This window comes from Streptosporangium sp. NBC_01810, assembly GCF_035917355.1.
In the GTDB taxonomy this organism is placed as follows: Bacteria; Actinomycetota; Actinomycetes; order Streptosporangiales; family Streptosporangiaceae; genus Streptosporangium.
In genome coordinates, this window is record NZ_CP109070.1 from 2552509 (window position 1) to 2575390 (window position 22882).

Sequence of the window (22882 nt, forward strand, 5' to 3'; positions counted from 1 at the left end):
CCCCGAGCTCTGGTTCTGGGGAGGAAAGGCGGCGCGGTGCCGAATGGTTTTGTGGGGTTTTCGGCAGTGGCGACAACCAAGCTACCGAAACATGGCGTGTGCTGCTTTCGCCGTCGGGCCGGCGGAGAGACGAAACGCCTGTGGAGGTGGCGTGGGGCCTGACCGGCTCAGGCTGGGCGGGCGGTTGCCGGTGAGGCGGGAGGCCCGGCCCGTGAGGGTGGGAATCCCTCGGCCTCAGCCGTGGGGAGGAGGTCAACGAGTGCCTTTCGGGTCAGGAGTCAGCCCGTCGGCCGCCGGCCGCCGGTCAGCCAGTGGGCGACGGCGCGGGCCGAGGCCCGGGAGATGCCGTTGGTGGTCACGTACACGGCTCCGGTGGGCTCGCCGGGCATTCCGGTCTCGACCACGACGGCGTCGGGGCGTAGTACGGTGGCCCGCGCCAGCAGATCCCTGACCCAGGGGTGGCGCCAGGCGTCGTGTACCACCAGGACCAGCGGGCGTCCCTCGTCGCCGGGGCCGGACAGCTCGGGCGGTTCGGGTGTCTCCACGGTGACGATGTGCCCGGTGGTGCCCGGCATCAGCTCGGTGAAGGCGCCGATGAGGCCGGTGGGCGTGCCCGGCTCGACCGCCTGGCTCAGCCGAGGGGCGATGTCGACGACCAGCGGTGGTCCGGAGAGCACGGGTGGGGTGCCGACCACGCGCATGGCCGCGCGGGCGGTCCGCAGGCCGAGGTCCTCGTCTCCCGGGTCATGCCCGCCCCACGCCCGCGCGGTGTTCCGGGCCGTTCGGGCCTCCGCGGCGCCGCTCGCGGCGTACCAGCGGGACAGGGCCAGCACGCGCGAGGCCGCTTCGGCCAGCCGCTCCTCGATGAGCCTGCCCTCCCGTACGGCGTCCACGATGGCGTCGCGCAGCTCGTGGACGTTCTCGCCGCCGGGGGAGGAGATGCCCGCGCAGATCGCGTCGGCCCCCGCCGCCAGGGCACGGACCGCGATCTCCCCCGGCGGGTGCAGAGCGGCGACGGCGCGCATCTCGATGGCGTCGGTGACGATCATGCCGTCGAATCCCATCTCCTCGCGGAGCAGCCCGGTCATGATCCGTCGGCTCAGCGTCGCGGGGTTGTCCGGGTCGAGGGCGGGGACCAGCAGGTGCCCGCACATGACGGCCCGTACTCCGGCTGCCACCGCGGCGCGGAAGGGTGGCAGATCACGCTCGGCGAGGAGCTCTGCGGAGGCGTGCACGGTCGGCAGGGCCCGGTGGGAGTCGGTGTGGGTGTCGCCGTGACCGGGGAAGTGCTTGGCGCAGGCGGCGACCCCGGCGCCCTGGAGTCCAAGGATCCAGGCCGCGGTGTGCCTGGAGACCAGCTCTGGGTCCGGCCCGAAGGAGCGGACGCCGATCACCGGGTTGGCGGGGTTGGCGTTGACGTCCGCCACCGGGGCGTAGTCGAGGGTGATGTCGGCCGCGGCGAGGAGACGGCCGATCTCCTGGGCGACCAGCCGGGTCTGCTCGACGTCGTCACCCACGCCCAGCGCCCGGTTGCCCGGCCATGAACTGCCCGTCGTGGCCTGCAGCCGGGTGACGGACCCGCCCTCCTCGTCCACCGCGACCACCACGGCGGGGTTCTCCGCGCGTAACCGGGCGACGAGATCGGCCGTATGGGCGGGGCCTGCGAGGTTGCGGGCGAACAGCACGGTCCCGCCGAGGCCCTCCTCGCCGAGCGCGCGGCGCAGCCAGCCGGGAGGCTCGGTGCCGTCGAAGCCCGGCTGGAGGACGGTCATGGCCAGCCGGGCCAGGTCGGGGCTGCGGTGGGGCATGCGGTCACCTTCTCGGTCGAGGGAGGCGTCTTCGGACAGGTCGGTGGAGAAGGGCGTCTCAGAGCAGGTTACCCATTGATGGTACTTTTCTTCACAGTGACTGCTATGAAAGTAGCTTTTTATCACTCTCTCGATCGAGATCCACGCTGTCGGCGCCGGCGGCCGCCGAGTGGTGTTCGCTCTTGACCTTCATCGTGGTTGAGGTCCCATCCTGGGATGAGGACTTCCGAGGAAAGAGGATCGCCGTGAGCGAGGATCTGGTCGACTTCTGGTTCGATCCCGGCTGCCCCTGGGCCTGGATCACCTCCCGCTGGATCGTGGAGGTGGGCAAGGTACGTCCCATCACGATCAATTGGCGGGAGATGAGCCTGGCGGTGCTCAACGAGAAACAGGAGATGGCCGAGGAGTACCGCGAGATCGTCGAACTCGGCCGGGGCACCATCCGGGTGTTCGCGGCGGCGCGCGAGACGGTGGGGAACGTCGCCGTCGGTGACCTCTACACCGCGCTCGGCATCCGCTATCACGGAGAGGACGGCCTGTTCCAGCGGTCCCGCGCCGCCGACGGCGGCCTCACCGACTGGCGGGCCGCGATGGAGGGCCTGGCATCGGTGATCGCCGCCGCGCTGGCCGACGCCGGGTTGCCCGCCGGGCTTCTCGCCGCGAGGACCGACGCCACCTGGGACGACGCGATCCATGCCTCGCACGCCCTGGTGCCGGCCGGGAAGCGGAACCAGTCGCTGATCGGCGTCCCGACCATCTCGGTGAACGGGCACGCCGGGCAGTTCGGCCCGGTCATCAGCGAGATCCCGGTCGGTGAGCGGGCCGGGCGGCTCTGGGACGCGTTCAAGGTGCTCGCCACCGAGGAGGCGTTCTTCGAGCTCAAGCGGGTAACGGATCGGGCGGCTCCCCGCACCTTCCAGGAGGCCCCCTAGCGCGGGGCTGGGCCTCTCGCCCAGCGTCCTCGCCGCCCTTTACGGAGAAATAGCCCGTTCTTTCGCGAACGACATGCCCCATCGTGTTCGTCGCCCCTGCCTGAGGGCAGGCCCCCGAGTGTGATGGAGCGTGAGGTTCGCCGGTGCCGCGCTGCCGAGGTTCATGGCGGGAGCGGGATCGGCGGCATCTCCGTCGTGGACGGTTCCCCCGCTGGGGTCCGCCCCCATGGCAGGTCCCCCCGCGAGAGCCCCACCTGACCGCTGTCCGCCGGGCCCCTGGGCCAGGCGGGCAGCGGGGCGACCGCCGCGCCTTGCGTTACGAAGGGATGGGGGAGGGAGGCCGCCGTGGGTAAATCCGGCCAGGAGGTGGCGCTGCGAGCCCTCGGCGCCGCGCTCGACCTGCACGCCCCGACGGCACGCCACGGCGTCAGGGCGTTTCCCGAAGGCACGCCGTTTCTGTGGCTGATCGTTCCCGGTGCGGGCGGGGCCACCGTCTTCCTTGACGAGCGCCAGTGGATCTGCCTGAGCGAGCCGGAGCGGGGCGGGGTGACCGTCCAGCTCGCCGCCGGCGGGATCGACGACGACCCCGCCCTCGTCGTTGGCCGGATCATGACCGTCATGGTGCCGGTGCCCCGCAGCAGGGGCCGGCTGTCGCGCGCGCTGGGAGCGGGGGCGCTCGGCGTCGTGGGAGGCGCGGGTGCGGGGCTGCTGGCCGCGCTGCTCATGGCCGTCCTCGTCGCCGGCAACGGCTACACCTCTGATACGACCATCGGCGTGGTGTACGCCCTGGCCGCGCTGATCGGCGTCGGGTCCGGGTGCTGGGTGGCCCTGCGCTGCTGGCGGCTGGGCGCCGGGCCGCGCGATCGAGGCCCCCGCGGGCGGGGACCGTAGGAGCGCGCGGCCCGGCTGCCGGCGATCTACAAAGCGTTCACCCGGGGGGCACCGGACGGATCCACCCCGTCACCGCCCGCGCAGAGACGCCGAGACCAGGTCGCGTGCCTCCCGCTGGACCTGTGCCAGGTGCTCGGTTCCCCTGAAGGATTCGGCGTAGATCTTGTACACGTCCTCGGTGCCCGAGGGCCGGGCGGCGAACCAGGCGCTCTCGGTGGAGACCTTGAGTCCGCCGATGGCGGCGCCGTTGCCGGGGGCGGAGGTGAGCACCTGCGTGATCGTCTCCCCGGCGAGGGTGCCGGCGGTGACCTGCTCGGCCGAGAGCCTGGCGAGCACCGCCTTCTCCTGCCGGGTCGCGGGGGCGTCGACGCGGGCGTAGGCGGGGTCGCCGAACCTGGCCACCAGGTCGGCGTAGTGCTCGCTCGGCGAACGGCCGGTGGTCGCGATGATCTCCGAGGCGAGCAGCGCCAGGATCAGGCCGTCCTTGTCGGTGGTCCACACCTCACCGTCGCGCCTCAGGAACGATGCTCCGGCGCTCTCCTCGCCGCCGAAGCCCAGCGAGCCGTCCAGCAGGCCCGGGACGAACCACTTGAACCCGACGGGGACCTCCATCAGCCGCCTGCCCTCATCCGCGGCCACCAGGTCGATCATCCGGCTGCTGACCAGTGTCTTGCCGATCCCCGCGTCCGCGGGCCAGCCGGGCCGGTGGGAGTAGAGGTAGGAGATGGCCACGGCGAGGTAGTGGTTGGGGTTCATCAGCCCGGTGTCGGGGGTGACGATGCCGTGCCGGTCGGCATCGGCGTCGTTGCCGGTGGAGACGTCGAAGGCGTCGCGGTTGGCGATGAGCGAGGCCATCGCGTACGGCGACGAGCAGTCCATCCGGATCCTGCCGTCCCAGTCAAGCGTCATGAACCGCCAGGTCGGATCGGTCAGCGGGTTGATGACCGTCAGGTCCAGCCGGTGCCGTTCGGCGATCTCCCCCCAGTAGGCGACGCTTGCCCCGCCCAGCGGGTCGGCGCCGATGCGCACCCCCGCCTCCCGGATGGCGTCAAGGTCGAGCACCGAGGGCAGGTCGTCCACATATTGGCCGAGAAAGTCGTAACGGCCGGTCGTGTCGGCGGCCAGCGCCTTGGTGTACGGGAGTCGCCTGACCTCTTTCATGCCTCCGGCGATCAGCGCGTTGGCCCGGTCTTGGATCCACGTGGTGGCGTCGGTGTCCGCCGGGCCGCCGTGCGGCGGGTTGTACTTGAAGCCGCCGTCGCCGGGTGGGTTGTGCGAGGGGGTCACCACCACGCCGTCGGCGCGTCCCGCGGTACGCGCCCGGTTGTGGGTCAGGATCGCGTGGGAGACCGCCGGTGTCGGGGTGTAGCCGTCCCGGCTGTCGATCATTACCGTCACCCCGTTGGCCGCGAAGACCTCCAGCGCGGAAACCCGGGCCGGTTCCGACAGCGCGTGGCTGTCGGCACCGAGGAACAGCGGGCCGTCGACGCCCTGGGCGGCCCGGTACTCCACGATGGCCTGGCTGGTCGCGAGGATGTGGTCCTCGTTGAACGCGACGTTCAACGAGGAGCCCCGGTGTCCCGATGTCCCGAACGCCACTCGCTGGCCGACTTCGCCCGGATCGGGGTGCAGGGCGTAGTAGGACGTCACCAGGTGCGCCACATCGACCAGATCGGACGGTCCGGCGGGCTGTCCCGCGCGTTCGTGCGTCATCACAGTCTCCTCACGTCACTCCTGAGCTAACCGTATCCACCTTTGAAGCGGACAGTTTTCGCAAATTGTCCGGCTCCTGTGGCGGACCGGGGCTCCGCACTCCCGCGTGTCGTTGACAACATTGTCAATACCGTCATACCTTCAGCCTGTTTGCCCGATCGCCGGGGGAACGTACCCTTTGTTCCATTGACCAGCGGAGGATCCCCTTGCGCCACGTGGTGGTCACGGTGGCCGTCTGCCATCCCCCCGTGCCCCGGCGCGCCGGCGGAGCCGGCCGGTGACCGCCCTCGCGATCGACATCGGCGGCACCAAGTTCGCCGCCGCGCTGGTCCGGCCGGACGGCACCATGGTCCGCAGGGCGGAGCTGCCGGTCGGCCACGACCCCGCGGCGACGCTGGTCTCGCTGGTCTCACTGGTCCGAGGTGTCGGCGCGGACGCCGGCACCGGCACCGGCGCCGGAGAGCTGAGCGGGGTCGGCATCGGCTCCGCGGGCCCCCTTGACGCCGTCGCCGGCACGGTCAGCCCGGTGAACATCCCCTCCTGGCGTGACTTCCCGCTGGTCGGCACGGTGAGCGAGCTCCTTCCCGGCCTCCCCGTCAGGCTCGCCGGAGACGCGCAGTGCATGGCGCTGGGGGAGTGGTGGCGGGGCGGCCACGGCTCGCGCTCCCGGGCACTGCTGGGCATCGTGGTCTCCACCGGAGTGGGCGGCGGGCTGGTTCTCGGCGGCGTGCCGTACCTGGGACCGACAGGAAACGCCGGGCACATCGGGCACATCTCCGTGGACCGTGATGGCGAGCTCTGCCCCTGCGGAGCGATCGGCTGCCTGGAGACGATCGCCAGCGGCCCCAGCATGGTCCGCTGGGCGCTGGCCAACGGCTGGGGCGACCCCGGCATGCCCCCGGACGCCCGCACGCTCTCGGCCGACGCCACGCGGGGGGTCGCCGTCGCCCAGATGGCCTTCCAACGAGCCGCCGACGCGCTGGCCGTGGCGATCCTCAGCACGGCGGCGCTCTTCGACATCGACGACGTCGTCATCGGAGGCGGCGTTTTCGGGGCGGGCGAGACCCTGCTCACCCCGCTGCGCCAGGCGGTCGCCAAACAGGCGGGCCTCGGCTTCCTGCGCCGCCTGAACGTCGAGCGCACCCGTCTGGAACGCGACGCCGGTCTGTACGGCGCCGCGGCCCTGGTCCTCAAGGAGAACCGATGAGCCCACCGGCCGTCCACCGGCCGCGATCCGTTTCGGCTGATTCCCGGACGGTCGCGGCCGAACGGTCAGGGGACCTGGTCGGCGGGGGCGACGGCCTTGGGGTCGTCCTGGGAGGACTCCTCCAGACGGGCGCGGAGGCGGGTGCGGATCTCATCGGGGGTGTAGGCCTGCCGGCGGCGCTCGGCTCGCGCGATCACCACCCCCGTGGCCGCGACACCTGCGACACCTGCCAGACCGATTACCTTCCACCATCGCATGTGCCTACGCTAGCGGAATGTCCGGCAAGAGCATCAGCCTCGATGAGGCAGTCAACCTGACCCGCACCGGCGACGTGTGGCTGTTCCGCGGCCGAACGGTGCCCGATCGAGCCATCCAGACCATGACGAACAGCCCCGTGAACCACGTCGGCATGTCGGTGGTCATCGACGACATGCCCCCCATGATGTGGCACGCCGAGCTGGGCCGGTCCCTGCCCGACCTGTGGTCTGGGACCCACCAGCGCGGCGTCCAGTTGCACGACCTGCAGGAGGCGGTCACGGTCTGGGCCACCAGATACGGCCAGCGCGGCTGGCTGAGGCAGCTGGAGCCGCAGACCACCCGAGAGATGGAGGACGCCGTCCTGCGCACCGTCGCCCGGCTGGACGGCACGCCGTTCCCGTCGACGGCCAGGCTCGCCGGTCGCTGGATGAAGGGGCGGGTGCCCAAGATCTTCAAGCGGGGTACGGGGGAGAGCGCCCTGGAGAGCGCCTACTGCGCCGAGGTCGTCGCGGTCACCTACGAGGCCATGGGGCTCCTGCCCGGCGGCCGCAGGCCGAACTGGTACGACCCCGGCCGGTTCTGGAGCGGTGACGACCTTGAGCTGACCGGCGGTTTCCGGCTCGGTGGAGAGATCACCGTGAAGCTGGGGTAGGGGCCCGTACCGACCCGAGGTGATGCTCAGGCCAGCCGGGCGGGGAAGCCTCCCGTGGCGATCGGGCCCCAGCGCTCGGGGGTGAGGCGCAGCAGCGACTTGCCCTGCCGGGTCATGGCCGCACGGTACTCGTCCCAGTCGGGGTGCTCGCCGGAGATCGACCGGTAGTAGTCGACCAGGGGTTCGAGGGCGTCGGGCAGGTCCAGGACCTCGGCCGTGCAGTCCACCTGCACCCAGGGGCCGTCGAAGTCCTCCGACAGGACCACGACGCTCACCCGGGGGTCACGGCGGGCGTTCGAGGCCTTGGCGCGCTCGGGGTAGGTGGACACCACGATGCGGCCCTCGGCGTCGACGCCGCAGGTCACCGGGGATGCCTGTGGCCTGCCGTCGCGCCGCGTCGTGATGACCAGCGCGCGGTGGCGATCACGGAGGAAATCCAGAAGCCGGTCGCGTGAGACGACCTCGTTGGTCGCGATCTTCGGGCTCATGCCCCCACTGTACGGGGATACGGCGCGTCTGAATTAACGCTCTGCCGGATGGAAAATGGCCCTCTTTCTCGGAAGATATGTGGTCAAGAGTCTTCTAATGGGGCATTTAGCGCCAAATCTCAGGGAATTGATCTCCAATACAGCACATGAGTGGCTCGGGAACCGGCCGACGGACCCCGATGGCTCATCCGTCCAATCAAGGAGATAACCGTGAAGCAGAAGTCTCTTCTGGCATCGGCCCTGACGGTGCTCGCCCTGACCGCCGTTCCCGCAGCGCAGGCGGTCGCCGCCCCCGCGCGCATCACCTCTCCCACGCCGGTTCCGACGGACATGGCCCCCAGCCCGCCGACGGAGAGCCCCGCACCCACGGAATCCATGATGCCCGGCGAGAGCGGGTCGCCCGAGCCGTCGGGCGTGATGACGGAGCCGTTTGGCCCCGGCTGCGCGTCCCTGCCCACCAGCGGGGCGGGAAGCCCCAGCGAGATGGCGACGCAGCCGGTCGCCACCGCCATCGCCTCCAGCCCCGACCTGTCCACGCTGTCCAAGGCGATCGAGCAGGCCGGTCTGACCGAGAAGCTCAACTCCGCCAAGGACATCACGGTGTTCGCGCCCACCAACGCCGCCTTCGACAAGATTCCGAAGGAGAAGCTCGACAAGATCATGGGCGACAAGGAGAAGCTGACCAAGCTCCTGGGCCACCACGTCGTCGAGGGGAAGAAGACTCCGCAGGACCTCGCTGAGGGCGAACTGACCACGATGGAGGGGGGCACGCTGAAGGTCAAGGGTTCCGGTGAGGACTACACGGTCAACGACGCCAAGGTCGTCTGTGGCGACATTCAGACCTCCAACGCCGTCGTCTACCTCATCGACGGGGTGCTCAAGCCCGAGTGATCGTGGTGGTCGCGATCCGGCGGCCCGAGCCGTGATCCGACCGGAGGAGGGGTGCTCACGGGGGGCGCCCCTCAGCCGTGGCCGTCTCGTGCCCGCTCCCCGGCCGTTCTTTGCGCGTCCGACAGGGGAACGGGCGACACGGTCAGGATTCGTCCTTGCGGCCCACTCCGCCGACGACCCAGATGGAGTCCGGCCGGTGGGGCACCTCGCCCTCCGGTCGCCACTGGGTGATGTAGACGAGGCCCGGCTCGACCGGTTTCAACCCGTCGAGGAAAGGCTCGACCTCGGCTCTGGTCCGTAGGTTCGCGCGGCGGGGCCCGGTGATCGACCCGCGGTCCTGATAGAGGTCGGCGAGCTTCGCGGTTCTTTCCGGACACAGGTCCGAGACCGCGTGGGAGATGGCCATGTGGCTGCCAGGGGCCATGGCCTTCCGCAGAGTGGCCGTGACCTGCGCGGCCTCGGCGTCGTCCGGGAGGTCGGTCAGGAACGAGAAGAGGAGGAACGCCACGGGCCGGTCGAGGTCGATCATGCCGGTGAGGTCGGGATGGGCCAGGAGGCCTTCCGGGTCGCGGGCGTCGGCTTCGATGACCGTGGCCCGGCTGTCCTCCTTCAGGAGGGCCTGGGCGTGGACGACGACCATCGGGTCGTTGTCGACGTAGACGACCCGCGCGTCGGGAGCGATGCCATGCAGGATCTGGTGCACGCTGCCCTGGGTCGGCAGGCCGCAGCCGATGTCGACGAACTGGCGTATGCCGGTCTCGGCGAGAAACCGCACGACGCGGCCGAGAAACCTGCGTCCCTCCCTCGACAAGGCGGGGAGTTCGGGGGCCAGTTCGAGTGCCACCCGTGCGGCGTCGCGGTCGGCGGCGAAGTTGTCCTTGCCGCCCAGAAAGTAGTTGGAGATCCGGCCCGCGTTCGGGATCGTGGGGTCGAACCTGAGGCGTTCAGGCTGTGGCGGCCCCATGATGTCCTCCGTCCGGCGGTGCGGTTTTCAGCGGACATTATCGGCTTTCCGGCCGCGGTGTGCCGTGTTTCCGGTGGATAATCCCTTCTGGGGGCATCTTCTCGGTACCCGGCCGTCTGCGCTCCGGTTGGGCTCCGTCTCGCCGGTGACGGACCGCGTCGTGGTCAGTGGCAGGCCTCCAGGTGGCGTTTCCCTCTTCCCGGGAGGGCGAAGGCCGCCCACACCGCCTTGCCGCGGGTCTCCAGGGGAGCCCAGCCCCACATCTCGCTGACGCCGTCGACCACCTGTAGTCCCCGGCCGCTCTCCGCCTCGTAGTCGGGCTCGCGCAGGCAGGGCTCCTGGTCGCTGGGGTCGGTGACCGCGCACAGCATCGAGCGTTCGGTGTGGCAGAGGATCACCTTGACCTCGGGGCAGGCCCGGGAGTGCGGGACGCCCCGCGTGCCGTGACGCACGGCGTTGGTCACGAGTTCGGAGACCACGACACCGGTGTCGTCGATCAGTTGCTCGAGCTCCCAGGCGCGCAGGGCGCCGGCGGTGAACTCGCGGGCGGTCCGCGCGGCGTACGGGTCGTGGCGAAAGCTACGCACGGCCATCTGCAGCCGGTCGACGTGGCCCTCGCCGCCGGCCCAGGGGGGCAGGCCGCTCGGGGGCAGTAGGTGATCGAGCATCGACAACCACCGTTCCCACCCTCCGATCTCAGCTCGGATGGGTGTGGCTTCGTGTCTCTGGCAACCAGTCATCGACGACCTTGGGGGTGGGCGATCGTGCGGCAAGGGCGATCCGTATAGTCATCTTGCACGCCGTAATGTGCATAGGCAAGTACAGATGCACGTGCATCTGCACAAAAAGCTCTATGCTCGTGTTGTTGTTTCCCTCCCTAATCGGTGAGAGGCGAGGATGAACCAGCTGTACAACGGCATGTCGGCAGCCCTGATGGGCGGCATCGTCTGGCGAAAGAGCCACTTCAGCAACCCCAGCGGCAACTGTGTTGAGCTCGCGGAACTCCCCGATGGCAGGGTCGCGATGCGCAACTCCCGCGATCCCGATGGGCCCGCGCTGATCTACACGCGCCGGGAGGCCGACGCCTTCGTCCGAGGGGTGAAGGGCGGGGAGTTCGACGACCTGATCACCTGACCGTCGGCGGGGGATGGTTGAAAACTAAAATTCTCTATGGTCCGGGTTTGGCGAGCGGAGTACTGTGAAAGGTCGCGATCGCCACAAGGAAGTGGGAACAGGCTCGCGTTCCGTGCCCAAAGGACTGTAGATGATCACACCTCACGCCGACGGTCAGCCGGTCGTTCCAACACCCATGGCCGTGCCGAGGGACAGTTCCACGGTGCTGCGGATCGTCCTGGGAGCACAGCTTCGCCGCCTGCGCGAGCACCGGGGCATCACCCTGGAGGATGCGGGGCGCGCCATCCGGGCCTCGCACTCGAAGGTCAGCCGCATGGAGCACGGCAGGGTCAGCTTCCGGATCAGGGACGTCGCCGACCTGCTCACCCTGTACGGCGTGACCAGCGAGAACGAGCGGGAGCCGCTGCTGTCCCTCGTCGAGAAGGCCAACCTCGCCGGCTGGTGGCACAACTACAACGACGTGCTGCCCAGCTGGTTCGAGACGTACGTGGGTCTGGAGGAGTCGGCCAGCGGCATCCGCAACTACGAGGTCCAGTTCGTGCCGGGGCTGCTGCAGAGCGAGGGTTACGCGCGGGCCGTGGTGCAGCTGGGCTTCCCCTCCGCCTCCCCGCAGGAGCTGGATCGCCGGGTGCGGCTGCGCATGGCGCGCCAGCGGCTGCTGCGCGGCTCCGCACCGCCCTACCTGTGGGCCGTGCTGGACGAGGCCGTGCTGCGCCGCCCGCTCGGCGGGATCCAGGTGATGTGCGAGCAGATCGACCACATTCTGGAGGCGCTCGAACTGCCCAAAGTGACAGTCCAGATCGTGCCCTTCAGCGTGGGCGGGCACGCCGCGGCCGGGGGGCCCTTCAGCATCCTGCGGTTCGCCCAGCCCGACCTGCCCGACGTGGTCTACCTGGAGCAGCTGACCAGCGCCGTCTACCTGGAGAAGCGTGACCACGTCGACAGCTACCTGGAGGTCATGGAGCGCCTGTGCATCGAGGCCGAACCGGCCACGCGCACCCGCGAGATCCTGCTGGGAATCCGCGAGGACCTGCGGCGGCGGCTGTGAGCCGGAAGCGGTGAGCCGGGCCCGGCCGCGACCGCCGGGTGGGGTCGTACGAAGATGGTCGAGTGAGATGTCTCGTGACCGGCGCGGCCGGATACATCGGAGGGCGGCTCGTTCCCGAGTTGCTGGACGCGGGTCACGAGGTCCGTTGCATGGTACGCTCGGCGCACCGCCTGCGCGACCAGCCGTGGATCTCCCGGGTCGAGGTCGCCCAGGCGGACGCGGCCGACGCCGAGCGGGCGGACGAGGCGCTCGAGGGCATCGACGTGGTCTACTATCTGATCCACACGATGGGCGGGGGGAGCGACTTCGCCGCCGCCGACCGCGAGGCGGCCACCGTCTTCGCCGCCGCGTGCGAGCGCGCGAGGGTCCGCCGGGTCGTCTACCTCGGCGGCCTGGCCCCTGACGAGAAGCTCTCGCCGCACATGCGCTCCCGCGCCGAGGTGGGGGAGATCTTCCTGCGCTCCCCGGTGCCCGCTGTGGTGCTGCGGGCGGCGGTCATCATCGGTTCCGGCTCCGCCTCCTTCGAGATGCTCCGCTACCTCACCGAGCGGCTGCCCGTGATGACGACGCCGCGGTGGGTCGGCACCAGGACGCAGCCCATCGCGATCCGCGACGTGCTGCGCTACCTCGTGGCCTGGGCCGATGTCGAGGAGGAGGTGAACCGGCCCTTCGACATCGGTGGTCCGGACGTGCTGACCTACGCCGACATGATGCGGGTCTACGCCGAGGTCGCCGGACTGACCCGCCGGCTGATCATCCCGGTCCCGATGCTCAGCCCCGGCCTGTCGAGCCACTGGGTGGGGCTGGTCACCCCGGTTCCCGCCGGGCTGGCCCGCCCGCTGGTGGAGTCGCTGCGCAACGAGGCGGTCTGCGCCGAGCACGAAATCGCCCGCTATGTGGAGGACCCGCCGGGCGGCCTGGTCGGGCTGAGAAGGGCGATCGAGCTCGCCCTCCAGCGGGTCAGGGAGGCCAAGGTCCTCACCCGCTGGTCCTCGGCCTCCACCCCGGGCGCGCCGAGCGACCCGCTGCCCACCGACCCCGCCTGGGCGGGCGGCAGCCTCTACCTCGACGCGCGGGCCCGCCGCCTCGACGCCTCCCCGGAGGCTCTCTGGACCGTCATTGAGGCGATCGGCGGTGAGATGGGCTGGTATTCGCTGCCCCTCGCCTGGCGCCTGCGCGGTTTTCTCGACCGGCTGGCCGGCGGGGTGGGGCTGCGCAGGGGGCGCCGCGACCCCCGGCGGCTCCGGGTGGGCGACTCGGTCGACTTCTGGCGGGTGGAGGAGGTCGAGCGGGGACGTCTGCTGCGGCTGCGCGCGGAGATGCGCCTGCCCGGCGTCGCCTGGCTGGAGCTGCGAGTGCTCGAACATCGGGGCGAGACCGTCTACGGCCAGCGGGCGATCTTCCACCCCTGCGGCCTGGCCGGGCATCTTTACTGGTGGGCGGTCACCCCCTTGCACACCCTGATCTTCGGTCGGATGCTGCGCAACGTGGCTGCGACCGCCGAGCGCGCCGAGGTGTCGCCGCCGGGGGAGGGCCACGCCCCCGGCGCCGTCCCGCGCCGCGATTTCGAGGACGCCGTCCGCAGCTGAGCGCGGCGGCGTCAGGAGGCGTCCGGGATCTGGGCCGTCACCCTCCGTGGGGGGCCACGAGGACGTCGACGATGTCCTCGTACCCGAGTCCCTTGTGCGCGAACTGCCCGGCCACCGCGAGTTCTGCGAGGCCATGGGCCGTCGAGATCAGGGCCATCACCTGGGCTTTGAGCACCGGCCCCTCCCCGGCGCCCGCCATGCCGAGCGCCGTCGTCACCTGGTCGTCCGCGACGGGCTCGGTCTCACCGGCGCCAAGGCCGTCTGCCGCACCGGAGTCTGCGGCGCCTGCACGGGCATGGTGGGCGGCACGCCCCAGGCGAGTTGTCTGCTGCCCGCCGCCGTCCTGGAGGAACGCGAGATCGTCACTGCGGAGGGCCTCGACCACCCCGTCCAGCGGGCGTTCGCGGTCCACGACGGCCTGCAGTGCGGCTACTGCACGCCGGGGTTCGTGGTGGAGGCCGCGGCCTTCGTCGACGCCTGGCGCGCCGAGCACGGCGACGTCGCTCCGGCCGGGTACATGCCCGCGTCACCTCGGTGACCGCCGACACCGCACACGTCATCGACCTGCTGCCGCCCGACCACACCGTCCGCTACGCGGGCCAGCCCGTCGCCGCTCCCACCCGCCGCGAGGCGCTGGCGATCGCGGAGGCCGCACGGATCGGCTACCAGAATGCGGGCCAGTGCTCCGGCCTGAAGGACTCCGTTGTCTAATTCGGGGTGTCTTCTTCGCGTTGATCGTTTTCTGGTCCAGGATGTGCTGTCTCTGCTCGGGTCCCCCTGGCCGGGCGGTGGAGAGGAGCCTGTGGTGTCGATGCGGCCGCGGCCTTGGCCAGAGATTCCCGAGATGACCGCGCGGGTTCGGCATGGACGCCTTCGCCGTCGACTTCGACCGGCAGCACGCAACCTGCCCGGCGGGCCATACCGGCAGCAGGTGGCGGCAGGAGCTCAGCCGCGGCGCACCGGTCATCAAGATCGCTTTCGAAGCCGTGACTGCGGCCCCTGTCCACTGCGCTCACAGTGCACCACCGCCACGATCGGGCTACGCCGGCTCACCGTCCGCCCCCGCGACCAGCACGAGGCGCTGGAACACGCCCGGCACGAACAACACACCGACGCCTGGAAAGAGCGCTACAAGATCCGGGCAGGAGTCGAAGGAACGATCTCCCAAGCAGTCCGCGCGGGTATGCGCCGATCCCGCTATATCGGCCTGGCCAAGACCCACCTCGGTGTCATACTCACCGCCTCCGCGATCAACCTCATCCGCGTTCAACGACGGGCTGCGCGCACGGCAGGAAGCCCGCGAGCAGGGCTTGCCGTACATCTCGGACGGGGACCTGTCCAAGCGGGTCATCACGCAGGCCAAGGCCACACCGGACCGGGAGTGGTTGGGCGAGGTGTCGGCGGTGGTGTTGCAGCAGGCGCTCGCGGACCTGAACACCGCGTATCGCAACTTCTTCGCCTCGATCTCCGGGAAGCGAAAGGGGCGCAAGGTTGCCGCACCTCGGTTCCGGTCGCGGAAGGATTCCCGGCAAGCGATCCGGTTCACCAAGAACGCCCGGTTCGCAGTCACGCCGGGCGGGAAACTCCGCCTGCCGAAGATCGGGGACGTTCCGGTTCGCCGGTCCCGATCACTGCCGTCCGATCCATCGTCGGTGACGGTGGTCAAGGACCCGGCGGGCCGATACTTCGCATCGTTCGTCGTCGAGACCTCGCACCAGCCGCTGCCCGAGACGGACTCCGAGATCGGTATCGACCTGGGTCTCACTCATTTCGCGATCGCCTCGGACGGCCGGAAGGCGGCGAATCCGCGCCTCCTTCGGCGAGCGGCACGGGGAAACGGACCGGTAGCAACACCGGCACCGCGCCCCGTGCCGACTCAACAGACCGGGACTTGTCCCGGCGCAGCGCGGCGAAGCAGTAACCCACCCGAAGCCCACGCGGCAGGCGGGAATCTCCGTCCTTTAGGACTCCGTTGGGAAATCCGCAAACCGCTGATGACGGACAGTCGAGGCTGCCACGATCGCTCTGTTCGCCGATCGAGGAGGAGTCCGGATGTCGCTGGAGCCGCGGGCCGATCAGGGTGTACCGGAGCTGACCGCTCGGATGGTGCGGGCTTCGTTTCCCAAGGGGACACTGGCGATCCGTATCCGTGAGGCGCTCGGCCCGCTGCTCGCGGATGAGTCGTTCGCCGAGGCGTTTCCCGCCCGGGGTCGGCCTGCGATCTCGCCGGGAGCGCTGGTGTTCGCCTCCACCCGGGGGACGTCATCCCCGGGGCCCGCCTTTCCGCGCCGTGGCCGCCGCCGTCGGACCCGGGGGCGAGCGCGAAGTGCCCGCCGTGGCCCGACGCGGACGCGCCCCGCCTCACGAGAGCCTCGACGGCATGATCGAAGTCATCAGGCTGACCAAACGCTACGGTGAGAAAGCCGTGGTGGACGGGCTGTCGTTCCAGGTGAAACCGGGTCTGGTCACCGGCTTCCTCGGCCCCAACGGCGCGGGCAAGTCGACCACCATGCGTGTCCTGCTCAGCCTGGACGCCCCCACCTCGGGCCACGGGCTCGTCAACGGGCGCCGCTACGCCACGATGCGGTACCCGATGCACGAGGTCGGCGCGCTGCTCGACGCGAACGTGGTGCACGGCGGTCGCAGCGCCCTCAACCACCTGCGCTGCCTGGCGCGCGGCAACAGGATCGGGATCTTCAGGGTGATGGACGTCCTGGAGCAGGTGGGCCTGGCAGGGGTGGCCCGCAGGCAGGTCGGCGGCTTCTCGCTCGGCATGCGTCAGCGGTTGGGGATAGCGGCGGCACTGCTCGGTGACCCGGGCGTGCTGATGTTCGACGAGCCGGTCAACGGGCTCGACCCGGAAGGTGTGCGGTGGATCCGCCATCTGATGCGCTCGCTGGCCGCCGAGGGACGCACCGTGCTGCTCTCCAGCCACCTGATGAGCGAGATGGAGCTCACCGCCGACCGCTTCGTGATCATCGGACGTGGCAGGCTGGTCACCGAGACCACGGTCGGAGACCTGGCCGCCCGCCATGACCGGGGCGCTGGTGCGCTCCCCCCGGGGCGCCGAGCTCACCGGCGTACTGGAGGCCGCCGGGGCGACAGTCGAGACGGAGCCCGGCGGGGGACTGGACGTCAGGGGACTGGACGTCGCGGCGATCGGTGACCTGGCCGCGGGGGGCGGCCTCGCCGTGCACGAGGTCACCCCGCGCAGCGCCTCCCTGGAGGAGGCGTACATGGAGCCGACCGGTGCCAGCGTCGAGTACCGGGCAGGCGGGCGATGACCGGCCTTTCGCGGCGCCAGGGGCCGGGTGGCCTGCCGGCTGTCGATGTACTGGCCGCGGAGTGGCTGCTCCGCACGGTCCGCTCCACCTGGTACGTCCTCGCGGTCGTCGCGGTCTTCGTCGTGCTCGCCCGCAGGGACGTGTGACCTCCGGGTGCCAGGTCTGTGGCTTACTTTGTAAAGGCGGTGGCTCTGATGCCCCTCAGAACGGGAACCGAACATCGGCACCGATCATGAAGGGCCGGCCGGGGGAGTCTCACCTGAGTGTGGCCACAAGATATTTGGCCAGGCCCTCACTGGCGGCCTCGACCATCTCCAGCACCTCGGCGAAACCCTCCTGCTCGCCGTAGTAGGGGTCGGGCACCTCGGAGCCTTCCGGGGCCGCGGGATCGAAGGAGCGGAACAGGCGCACGTCCGCGCCGTCCGGGGCGAGGCGGCGCAGGGCGCGCAGGTTGTCGGTGTCCATGGCCAGCACCAGGTCGACCTGGCCGTACCAGTCGCGCAGGAACTGCCGGGCCCGATGCCGCGAGCCGTCGTAGCCGTGGTCGGCGAGTATCTCGGCGGCCCGCGCGTCCATCGGACTGCCCCGGTGCCAGTCACCGGTGCCCGCGCTGTCGACCGTGACGCGGTCTCCCAGGCCGTGGTCGTCGAGGATCTTTCTCAGTACGACCTCGGCCATCGGGGAACGGCAGATATTTCCCATGCACACCAGGCATATGCGATAACTCATGCCTACCAGGATGCCGCCTGCACGGGGGGCGGCGACCGAACGCGCGGGCTGTCGGGGGATCGTCGCCGAAGTGGATTCCGCACCGGAGACGTCGCCGGTGGAGATTTCCGACCGGCTACCGGCGGGACGCGTGCCCGGTTCCGCGAACCGCCGACGGTTTCTCGGGGGAGGCGGAATCGATCACACGCGAACGATGTTCGATTGCCCTGTAGGCATCGTCCGTGACCTGGAGGTCCCTGTGGGAAAATTGAGCGAAGACGCGAAGAATCTGCTTAAGCAGCCGATCCATGCCTGGGTGACCACAGCCAGGCCGGACGGTTCGCTGCACAGCACGGTCGTGTGGGTCGACGTCGACGGAGACGATGTCGTCTTCAACACGGCTGTGGGCCGGGCCAAGGAGCGCCACCTGCGCGAGGATCCGCGCGTGTCGGTGAGCGTCCTGGACCCCGAGAACGCCTATCGCCTGGTCAGTGTCTCGGGGAAGGCCCGGTTGGAGCCGGAGGGCGCGGACGAGGTCATCGACGGCTTGGCGCACAAGTATCTCGGTGTGGAGTCCTATCCCTTCAGGAAGCCGGATGAGCAGCGCATCACCGTGCGGATCACGCCCGACGACGTCATCTTCAATCCGGGAAGCTGAGCGGCGGCGAGCGGTCGGGCACACCGGCGACTCGGCGCCCCCCTTCGAGGAGGACCTGGTCAGACCGGCGCACGGCTGACCGGCGCCGGGTCCGGCGGCGCGATCCGCGGCCGGCCCCGGCGCCGGGCTAGCATGTCGCCCGGTGGAGCGGTAGAACGGCGTCGGGAAGGAGCGGGTGTTGAAGGACTGCGAAGAGGAGTTTCGCGCCTTCTGGCGGGAACGTCATCTGTGCACGCTCGTCGTGATCGAGATCCGTCCCACCCGGGTGCTGGGCAATGTCTGATCTCGTCACCGTCGTCGGCATCGGAGCCGACGGCTGGGCCGGACTCTCCCCGGAGGCACGGCGCGAACTGCACGCCGCCGAGGTCCTGATGGGGGGCGCCCGGCAGTTGGAGCTTGTCCCCGAGCCCGGCGCCGAGCGCGTCGTCTGGCCCTCCCCGCTGCTGCCCGCCCTGCCCCATCTGATCGCCTCCCACCGGGGGCGCCGGGTGTGCGTGCTGGCCAGCGGCGATCCCATGTTCCACGGTATCGGCGCGACCCTGGTACGGCTGCTCGGCGCCGACCGGGTCCGAGTTCTGCCGCACCCGTCGTCGGTCTCCCTGGCCTGCGCCAGGCTCGGCTGGGCGGTCGACCGGATCGAGGTGGTCAGCCTCGTCGCGCGTCCGGTCGAGGTGCTGCACCCCGCCGTCCACGACGGCCGCCGCCTCCTGGTCCTCAGCGCCGACGGCCACACTCCGGCCAGGGTCGCCGGGCTGCTCGCCGCCCGAGGTTACGGCGCGAGCGCGATGACGGTCCTGGAACGGCTGGGTGGCGCAGCGGAGCGCGTGATCTCCGGTACGGCCGGCCAGTGGTCCCTGCCGGTGACCCACGCTCTCAACGTCGTCGCGGTGGAGTGCCGTGCGGAGGCCGGGACCGTTCCCCTGCCCCGCCTTCCCGGTCTCCCGGACGAGGTGTTCGAGCACGACGGCCGGCTCACCGGGAGCGAGGTGCGCGCGGTCATCCTGTCCCGGCTGGCGCCCGCCCCGGGCGAGCTGCTGTGGGATGTCGGGGCGGGGGCGGGAGGCGTCGGTGTCGAGTGGATGCGCGCCCATCCGGAGAACCGGGCCGTCGCGGTGGAGTCCCACCCGTCACGGGCGGCCGTGATCGCCCGCAACGCCGCGGCGCTGGGAGTTCCCGGTCTCGACGTGGTGACCGGTGCCGCCCCCGCCGCGCTCGCCGGGCTGGAGTCGCCGGACGCCGCCTTCATCGGTGGTGGGGTGACCGTTCCCGGGGTGGTGGAGGGCTGCTGGAAGGCGCTGCGGCCGGGGGGCAGGCTGGTGGCCGGCGCGGTGACCGTCGAGTCGGAGGCGGTGCTGGCCTCCTGGCAGGGGGAACTCGGTGGAGACCTGCTCCGGCTGGCGGTCAGCAGGGCCGCCCCGGTCGGTGGTTTCACCGGCTGGCGGCCCATGACGCCCGTCACGATCTGGACCGTGGTCAAGCCGCCGGTTCCGGAGAGCGCCCGCTGAGCCGGCCGGTTGGGGCGCGGGGCGTGTTCATACCCGAGCGCCGTGGTCCGGGGATCAGCCGAGGGCGTGGTCGAGGTTGAAGGCGGCGCTGATCAGTGAGAGGTGGGTGAAGGCCTGCGGGAAGTTGCCGAGCTGCTCGCCGGTCTGCCCGATCTCCTCGGCGTACAGGCCGAGGTGGTTGGCGTAGGTGAGCATCTTCTCGAACGCCAGCCGCGCCTCGTCCAGGCGCCCGGCGCGGGTGAGCGCCTCGACGTACCAGAACGAGCAGATCGAGAACGTGCCGTCCTGCCCGCGTAGCCCGTCCGGGCTGACCGAGGGGTCATAGCGGTAGACCAGCGAGTCCGACACCAGGTTCGCGCCGAGCGCGTCAAGGGTGGACAGCCACTTGGGGTCGGTGGGGGAGATGAACTTGGCCAGCGGCATCATCATCACCGAGGCGTCGAGGACGTCGTCATCGAAGTGCTGGACGAACGCCCGCAGCCGCTCCGACCAGCCACGCCGCATGATCTGCCGGTAGATCGCGTCGCGGGCCAGCTGCCAGCGCTGCGTGTCGGCGGGCAGGCCGCGATGGGCGGCCATCCGCATGGCCCGTTCGATCGCCACCCAGCACATCAGCCGTGAGTAGACGAAGTTCTTGCGCCCGCCGCGCGTCTCCCACACGCCCTCGTCCGGCCGGTCCCAGTTGTCGCAGACCCAGTCCACCAGGATGTGGACCTCTTCCCAGAGCGCGCTGGAGATCGGCCGGTACCACTTGTCGTAGAGGTAGACCGAGTCGAGGAGGGCGCCGTAGATGTCCAGCTGGAGCTGGCCCACGGCGGCGTTTCCGACGCGCACCGGGGCCGAGCCCTGGTAGCCCTCCAGGTGGGGCAGCTCGACCTCGGGCAGTTCGGTGCGTCCGTCGATGCCGTACATGATCTGCAACGGCCCCGAGGGGCCGCCGCAGTCGCGGCTGACGTGCTTGGACAGGAAGCCCATGAACGCCTCGGCCTCCTCGCCGAAGCCCAGCCTGAGCAGCGCGTACACGCAGAACGCCGAGTCGCGGATCCAGACGTACCGGTAGTCCCAGTTGCGCTCCCCGCCGATCCGCTCGGGCAGGCTGGTCGTCGCGGCGGCCACGATCCCGCCGGTGGGCGCGTAGGTGAGGAGCTTCAGCGTCAGCGCGGAGCGGTGCACCATCTCCCGCCACCGGCCGCGGTAGCGCGACGCCGACAGCCAGCGGCGCCAGAACGCGACGGTGGCGGTGAACTGCTCCTCGGCCTCCTCGATCGGGCACGGACGCGGTGCCACGTCGGCGCCGAACCTGTCGAGGGCGAACACCGCCCACTCGCCCTCGTTGAGCTTGAACTCCGAGCGCACGTCCTGGCCGTCCGCCTCCAGGGTGGTGCTGGAGGAGAGGGCCAGGCAAAGCGACGGTGACTCGAAGACCGCCCGGCCGCCCCGCATGCTCAGGACGTGGGACTGCCTGCCGTAGTCGAACCGGGGAGCCACCCGCGCCCGGAACTGCAGCGATCCCCGCACGCACCTCACCCGCCGGATCAGCCGGTGCCGGTCGCACTCGCCGCAGTCGTCGGTGACCGGCATGAAGTCCTGGATCTCGCCCACCCCATCGGCCGCGGAGAACCGGGTGATCAGCACGTTGGTGTCGGGGAAGTAGAACTGTCTGGTCCTTGCGGGCACATCGGTGCTCAGCTCGAACGATCCGCCCCGGGTGGCGTCCAGTATCGAGCCGAACACGCTCGGCGCGTCGAAGCGTGGGCAGCAGTACCAGTCGATCGTGCCGCCGGTGTCCACCAGCGCAACGGTGCGCAGGTCACCGATCAGCCCGTGGTCGGCGATGGGTGGGTATCCGGGGGTGCCCGCCGGATCCTCGGGGACGGACCGTGCTGCTGTCATGTCGGCCCTCCCAGGTCGCGAGCAGGGCATCCTACGCCCTCAAGCTACGCGGCCCGGGCACCCGTCCGGCTCCGTCCCGGGTCAAGGAGTCGGCAGATTTTCGGGTAAGGAGTGGTAAAGGCCCCGGTGACGACCTGGGTTCACTGCCGCACCACAGGGATCGTCGCGACACCGATCCGTTCGGGGGCCGTTCAGGATCCGTTCGGGGGTCGCAACGACCCCTTGGATCCGCTCGGTCGTGTGTCACCGGGGGCCTTTACCGGCGGACTCAGGCGCTCTCCGCCCGTCCCAGCCGCCAGTAGCCCATGAAGGCCACCGCGGAGCGGTCGATTCCCGCCTCCCGTACCAGTTGGCGGCGGAGCAGCTTGACCATCCCCGCCTCGCCTGCCAGCCAGGCGTACAGGCCGTCGCCCGCGGAGGAGTCCGGGACCTCCCAGAGGATCTCCGCGTCGACGTCGACGTCCTCCAGCGGGGCGGCGTCGGGGACGGTGCCCGCCGGGGCGACGAGCGCGCTCAGGGCGTCGCGGACGGCGGGGATGAGCAGGTCGCCGTGGCGGGCACCCTCGCGGGGCAGCCAGGTGACCCGCACACCCGGCCGGACATCGAGGGTGAGCGCGTCGGCGGCCTCGGGGACCTCCAGCAGCACGGTGGCGGGCACGGAGCCGGAGAGCGACTCGGCGATCGTGGCGATGGCGGGCACGGCCGTCTCGTCCCCGGCCAGCAGCAGGTGGGACGCCCCGGCGGGCGGTGCCCACTCCTGGCCGCCGATGGGGCCGGGGTAGGCGGCGTTGGGGCCGACCACCACGGCCCGGTCGCCGGGGGTCACATGGGTCGCCCACCGGGAGGCGGGGCCGGTCTCGCCGTGCAGGACGAAGTCGACGTCGATCTCGCGCCGCTCCGGCCGGACGGCTCGTGCGGTGTAGGTGCGGATCGGGTTGCGCAGCTCCTGCGGGAGCGCGCGCCACCGCCGGTACCAGTCGTCCCCGTCGCCCAGGGGGGTGAGGCTGCCGTCCGGCAGCGGGAGGATCACCTTGATCCGCTGGTCGAAGCCCTTGTCGGCGAAGCCCGCCAGGTCCTCGCCGCCGAAGGTGACCCGGACGAAGCTCGGGCTGAGCCGCGCCGTCCGCAGAACCTCCACGTGGTGGCCTCGATAGACCGGAACCTCCGCCGTGCGCTCCAGGGTCTGCTCGCCGCCCGCTGTCATCATGCCGCCTTTACTGGGAGATGCCGTTCCCAGTAACTTAGCTTTGCCTAACCTT

23 protein-coding genes and 3 pseudogenes are annotated in these 22882 nt (G+C 70.6%); 16 read left to right on the plus strand and 10 right to left on the minus strand.

The genetic code is table 11. The annotated features are described in order from the left end of the window. Positions 1-278 precede the first annotated feature (278 nt). A complete protein-coding gene (locus tag OIE13_RS11500) occupies positions 279-1808 on the minus strand; it encodes a glycoside hydrolase family 3 protein (protein ID WP_326829969.1) in 1530 nt (509 codons plus the stop codon). Between the two features lie 245 nt (positions 1809-2053). Between OIE13_RS11500 and OIE13_RS11505 the strand changes: the two genes are divergently transcribed. Both OIE13_RS11505 and OIE13_RS11510 read left to right on the plus strand, forming a co-directional pair. Beyond that, the gene (locus OIE13_RS11505) at positions 2054-2740 is read left to right on the plus strand and encodes a DsbA family protein (RefSeq protein ID WP_326640253.1); all 687 of its coding nucleotides are present in this window, start codon (positions 2054-2056) and stop codon (positions 2738-2740) included. Between the two features lie 345 nt (positions 2741-3085). Beyond that, positions 3086-3631, plus strand: coding sequence for a hypothetical protein (locus tag OIE13_RS11510; protein WP_326640251.1), 546 nt, complete (start codon positions 3086-3088; stop codon positions 3629-3631). A 69-nt stretch (positions 3632-3700) separates the two neighbouring features. Here the strand turns inward: OIE13_RS11510 and pgm are convergent, their stop codons facing one another. Beyond that, positions 3701-5344, minus strand: a complete 1644-nt coding sequence (gene pgm, locus OIE13_RS11515) for a phosphoglucomutase (alpha-D-glucose-1,6-bisphosphate-dependent) (RefSeq protein WP_326640250.1) — start codon at positions 5342-5344, stop codon at positions 3701-3703. Between the two features lie 277 nt (positions 5345-5621). Here pgm and OIE13_RS11520 point away from each other — a divergent pair, with 277 nt between their 5' ends. Continuing rightward, on the plus strand, positions 5622-6551 hold the full coding sequence (locus OIE13_RS11520) for an ROK family protein (RefSeq protein ID WP_326829970.1): 930 nt from the start codon (positions 5622-5624) through the stop codon (positions 6549-6551). Between the two features lie 65 nt (positions 6552-6616). Here OIE13_RS11520 and OIE13_RS11525 read toward each other — a convergent pair whose 3' ends face one another. Continuing rightward, positions 6617-6808, minus strand: coding sequence for a hypothetical protein (locus OIE13_RS11525; protein WP_326829971.1), 192 nt, complete (start codon positions 6806-6808; stop codon positions 6617-6619). A gap of 17 nt (positions 6809-6825) precedes the next feature. Between OIE13_RS11525 and OIE13_RS11530 the strand changes: the two genes are divergently transcribed. Next, a complete protein-coding gene (locus tag OIE13_RS11530; RefSeq protein WP_326640244.1) occupies positions 6826-7461 on the plus strand; it encodes a hypothetical protein in 636 nt (211 codons plus the stop codon). 26 nt (positions 7462-7487) lie between these two features. Here OIE13_RS11530 and OIE13_RS11535 read toward each other — a convergent pair whose 3' ends face one another. After that, complete coding sequence (locus OIE13_RS11535; protein WP_326640242.1) at positions 7488-7949, minus strand: PPOX class F420-dependent oxidoreductase; 462 nt, start codon at positions 7947-7949, stop codon at positions 7488-7490. Between the two features lie 210 nt (positions 7950-8159). Here OIE13_RS11535 and OIE13_RS11540 point away from each other — a divergent pair, with 210 nt between their 5' ends. Further along, complete coding sequence (locus OIE13_RS11540) at positions 8160-8840, plus strand: fasciclin domain-containing protein (protein WP_326640240.1); 681 nt, start codon at positions 8160-8162, stop codon at positions 8838-8840. Positions 8841-8982: 142 nt separating this feature from the next. Here the strand turns inward: OIE13_RS11540 and OIE13_RS11545 are convergent, their stop codons facing one another. Beyond that, a complete protein-coding gene (locus OIE13_RS11545) occupies positions 8983-9804 on the minus strand; it encodes an SAM-dependent methyltransferase (RefSeq protein ID WP_326640239.1) in 822 nt (273 codons plus the stop codon). Between the two features lie 164 nt (positions 9805-9968). Continuing rightward, positions 9969-10472, minus strand: coding sequence for an ATP-binding protein (locus OIE13_RS11550; RefSeq protein WP_326640237.1), 504 nt, complete (start codon positions 10470-10472; stop codon positions 9969-9971). A gap of 229 nt (positions 10473-10701) precedes the next feature. Here OIE13_RS11550 and OIE13_RS11555 point away from each other — a divergent pair, with 229 nt between their 5' ends. The 3 genes from OIE13_RS11555 to OIE13_RS11565 all read left to right on the plus strand — a co-directional run bounded on the left by OIE13_RS11555 (position 10702) and on the right by OIE13_RS11565 (position 13575). Next, entirely contained in the window at positions 10702-10938 is a 237-nt protein-coding gene (locus tag OIE13_RS11555; protein ID WP_326640236.1) for a DUF397 domain-containing protein, read from the plus strand. A 130-nt stretch (positions 10939-11068) separates the two neighbouring features. Beyond that, entirely contained in the window at positions 11069-11986 is a 918-nt protein-coding gene (locus OIE13_RS11560) for a helix-turn-helix domain-containing protein (RefSeq protein WP_326640234.1), read from the plus strand. Positions 11987-12048: 62 nt separating this feature from the next. Further along, complete coding sequence (locus tag OIE13_RS11565) at positions 12049-13575, plus strand: SDR family oxidoreductase (protein WP_326640232.1); 1527 nt, start codon at positions 12049-12051, stop codon at positions 13573-13575. A 37-nt stretch (positions 13576-13612) separates the two neighbouring features. Here OIE13_RS11565 and OIE13_RS36630 read toward each other — a convergent pair whose 3' ends face one another. Then, a complete protein-coding gene (locus tag OIE13_RS36630; RefSeq protein ID WP_326640230.1) occupies positions 13613-13750 on the minus strand; it encodes a hypothetical protein in 138 nt (45 codons plus the stop codon). Between the two features lie 22 nt (positions 13751-13772). Here OIE13_RS36630 and OIE13_RS11570 point away from each other — a divergent pair. From OIE13_RS11570 to OIE13_RS11590, 6 genes and pseudogenes are all read left to right on the plus strand, one after another. Continuing rightward, positions 13773-14083 (plus strand): annotated as a pseudogene (locus OIE13_RS11570) ((2Fe-2S)-binding protein); the annotation flags it as partial. Between the two features lie 26 nt (positions 14084-14109). After that, positions 14110-14286 carry a hypothetical protein gene (locus tag OIE13_RS11575; RefSeq protein WP_326640229.1) on the plus strand — a complete coding sequence of 59 codons (177 nt, stop codon included), beginning with the start codon at positions 14110-14112 and terminating at the stop codon, positions 14284-14286. Between the two features lie 133 nt (positions 14287-14419). After that, positions 14420-14782: pseudogene (locus tag OIE13_RS36635) on the plus strand (transposase); the annotation flags it as partial. A 19-nt stretch (positions 14783-14801) separates the two neighbouring features. Next, positions 14802-15407, plus strand: a pseudogene (locus OIE13_RS11580) (RNA-guided endonuclease InsQ/TnpB family protein); the annotation flags it as partial. A gap of 548 nt (positions 15408-15955) precedes the next feature. Next, entirely contained in the window at positions 15956-16741 is a 786-nt protein-coding gene (locus tag OIE13_RS11585; protein WP_442811600.1) for an ABC transporter ATP-binding protein, read from the plus strand. A gap of 114 nt (positions 16742-16855) precedes the next feature. Next, positions 16856-17005 carry a hypothetical protein gene (locus OIE13_RS11590; protein ID WP_326640227.1) on the plus strand — a complete coding sequence of 50 codons (150 nt, stop codon included), beginning with the start codon at positions 16856-16858 and terminating at the stop codon, positions 17003-17005. Positions 17006-17114: 109 nt separating this feature from the next. Here OIE13_RS11590 and OIE13_RS11595 read toward each other — a convergent pair whose 3' ends face one another. Beyond that, positions 17115-17588, minus strand: a complete 474-nt coding sequence (locus OIE13_RS11595; protein WP_326829972.1) for a low molecular weight protein-tyrosine-phosphatase — start codon at positions 17586-17588, stop codon at positions 17115-17117. Positions 17589-17658: 70 nt separating this feature from the next. Between OIE13_RS11595 and OIE13_RS11600 the strand changes: the two genes are divergently transcribed. Then, positions 17659-18225, plus strand: a complete 567-nt coding sequence (locus tag OIE13_RS11600) for a TIGR03618 family F420-dependent PPOX class oxidoreductase (protein WP_326640224.1) — start codon at positions 17659-17661, stop codon at positions 18223-18225. A gap of 275 nt (positions 18226-18500) precedes the next feature. After that, positions 18501-19730 (plus strand): precorrin-6y C5,15-methyltransferase (decarboxylating) subunit CbiE, encoded by a 1230-nt coding sequence (gene cbiE, locus OIE13_RS11605; protein ID WP_326829973.1) that lies wholly within the window; start codon positions 18501-18503, stop codon positions 19728-19730. A 54-nt stretch (positions 19731-19784) separates the two neighbouring features. Here cbiE and OIE13_RS11610 read toward each other — a convergent pair whose 3' ends face one another. Then, positions 19785-21623, minus strand: coding sequence for a glycoside hydrolase family 15 protein (locus OIE13_RS11610; protein WP_326640221.1), 1839 nt, complete (start codon positions 21621-21623; stop codon positions 19785-19787). Between the two features lie 268 nt (positions 21624-21891). Continuing rightward, complete coding sequence (locus tag OIE13_RS11615; RefSeq protein WP_326640219.1) at positions 21892-22830, minus strand: siderophore-interacting protein; 939 nt, start codon at positions 22828-22830, stop codon at positions 21892-21894. Positions 22831-22882: the final 52 nt, after the last annotated feature.

Coding starts and splice junctions, on each gene's coding strand:
- cbiE (WP_326829973.1), top strand. CDS start 18,501: ATGTCTGATCTCGTCACCGTCGTCGGCATCGGAGCCGACGGCTGGGCC.
- OIE13_RS11585 (WP_442811600.1), top strand. CDS start 15,956: ATGATCGAAGTCATCAGGCTGACCAAACGCTACGGTGAGAAAGCCGTG.
- OIE13_RS11560 (WP_326640234.1), top strand. CDS start 11,069: ATGATCACACCTCACGCCGACGGTCAGCCGGTCGTTCCAACACCCATG.
- OIE13_RS11610 (WP_326640221.1), bottom strand. CDS start 21,623: ATGACAGCAGCACGGTCCGTCCCCGAGGATCCGGCGGGCACCCCCGGA.
- OIE13_RS11550 (WP_326640237.1), bottom strand. CDS start 10,472: ATGCTCGATCACCTACTGCCCCCGAGCGGCCTGCCCCCCTGGGCCGGC.
- OIE13_RS11535 (WP_326640242.1), bottom strand. CDS start 7,949: ATGAGCCCGAAGATCGCGACCAACGAGGTCGTCTCACGCGACCGGCTT.
- pgm (WP_326640250.1), bottom strand. CDS start 5,344: ATGACGCACGAACGCGCGGGACAGCCCGCCGGACCGTCCGATCTGGTC.
- OIE13_RS11525 (WP_326829971.1), bottom strand. CDS start 6,808: ATGCGATGGTGGAAGGTAATCGGTCTGGCAGGTGTCGCAGGTGTCGCG.
- OIE13_RS11555 (WP_326640236.1), top strand. CDS start 10,702: ATGAACCAGCTGTACAACGGCATGTCGGCAGCCCTGATGGGCGGCATC.
- OIE13_RS11530 (WP_326640244.1), top strand. CDS start 6,826: ATGTCCGGCAAGAGCATCAGCCTCGATGAGGCAGTCAACCTGACCCGC.
- OIE13_RS11500 (WP_326829969.1), bottom strand. CDS start 1,808: ATGCCCCACCGCAGCCCCGACCTGGCCCGGCTGGCCATGACCGTCCTC.
- OIE13_RS11545 (WP_326640239.1), bottom strand. CDS start 9,804: ATGGGGCCGCCACAGCCTGAACGCCTCAGGTTCGACCCCACGATCCCG.
- OIE13_RS11590 (WP_326640227.1), top strand. CDS start 16,856: ATGACCGGCCTTTCGCGGCGCCAGGGGCCGGGTGGCCTGCCGGCTGTC.
- OIE13_RS11615 (WP_326640219.1), bottom strand. CDS start 22,830: ATGATGACAGCGGGCGGCGAGCAGACCCTGGAGCGCACGGCGGAGGTT.
- OIE13_RS11595 (WP_326829972.1), bottom strand. CDS start 17,588: ATGAGTTATCGCATATGCCTGGTGTGCATGGGAAATATCTGCCGTTCC.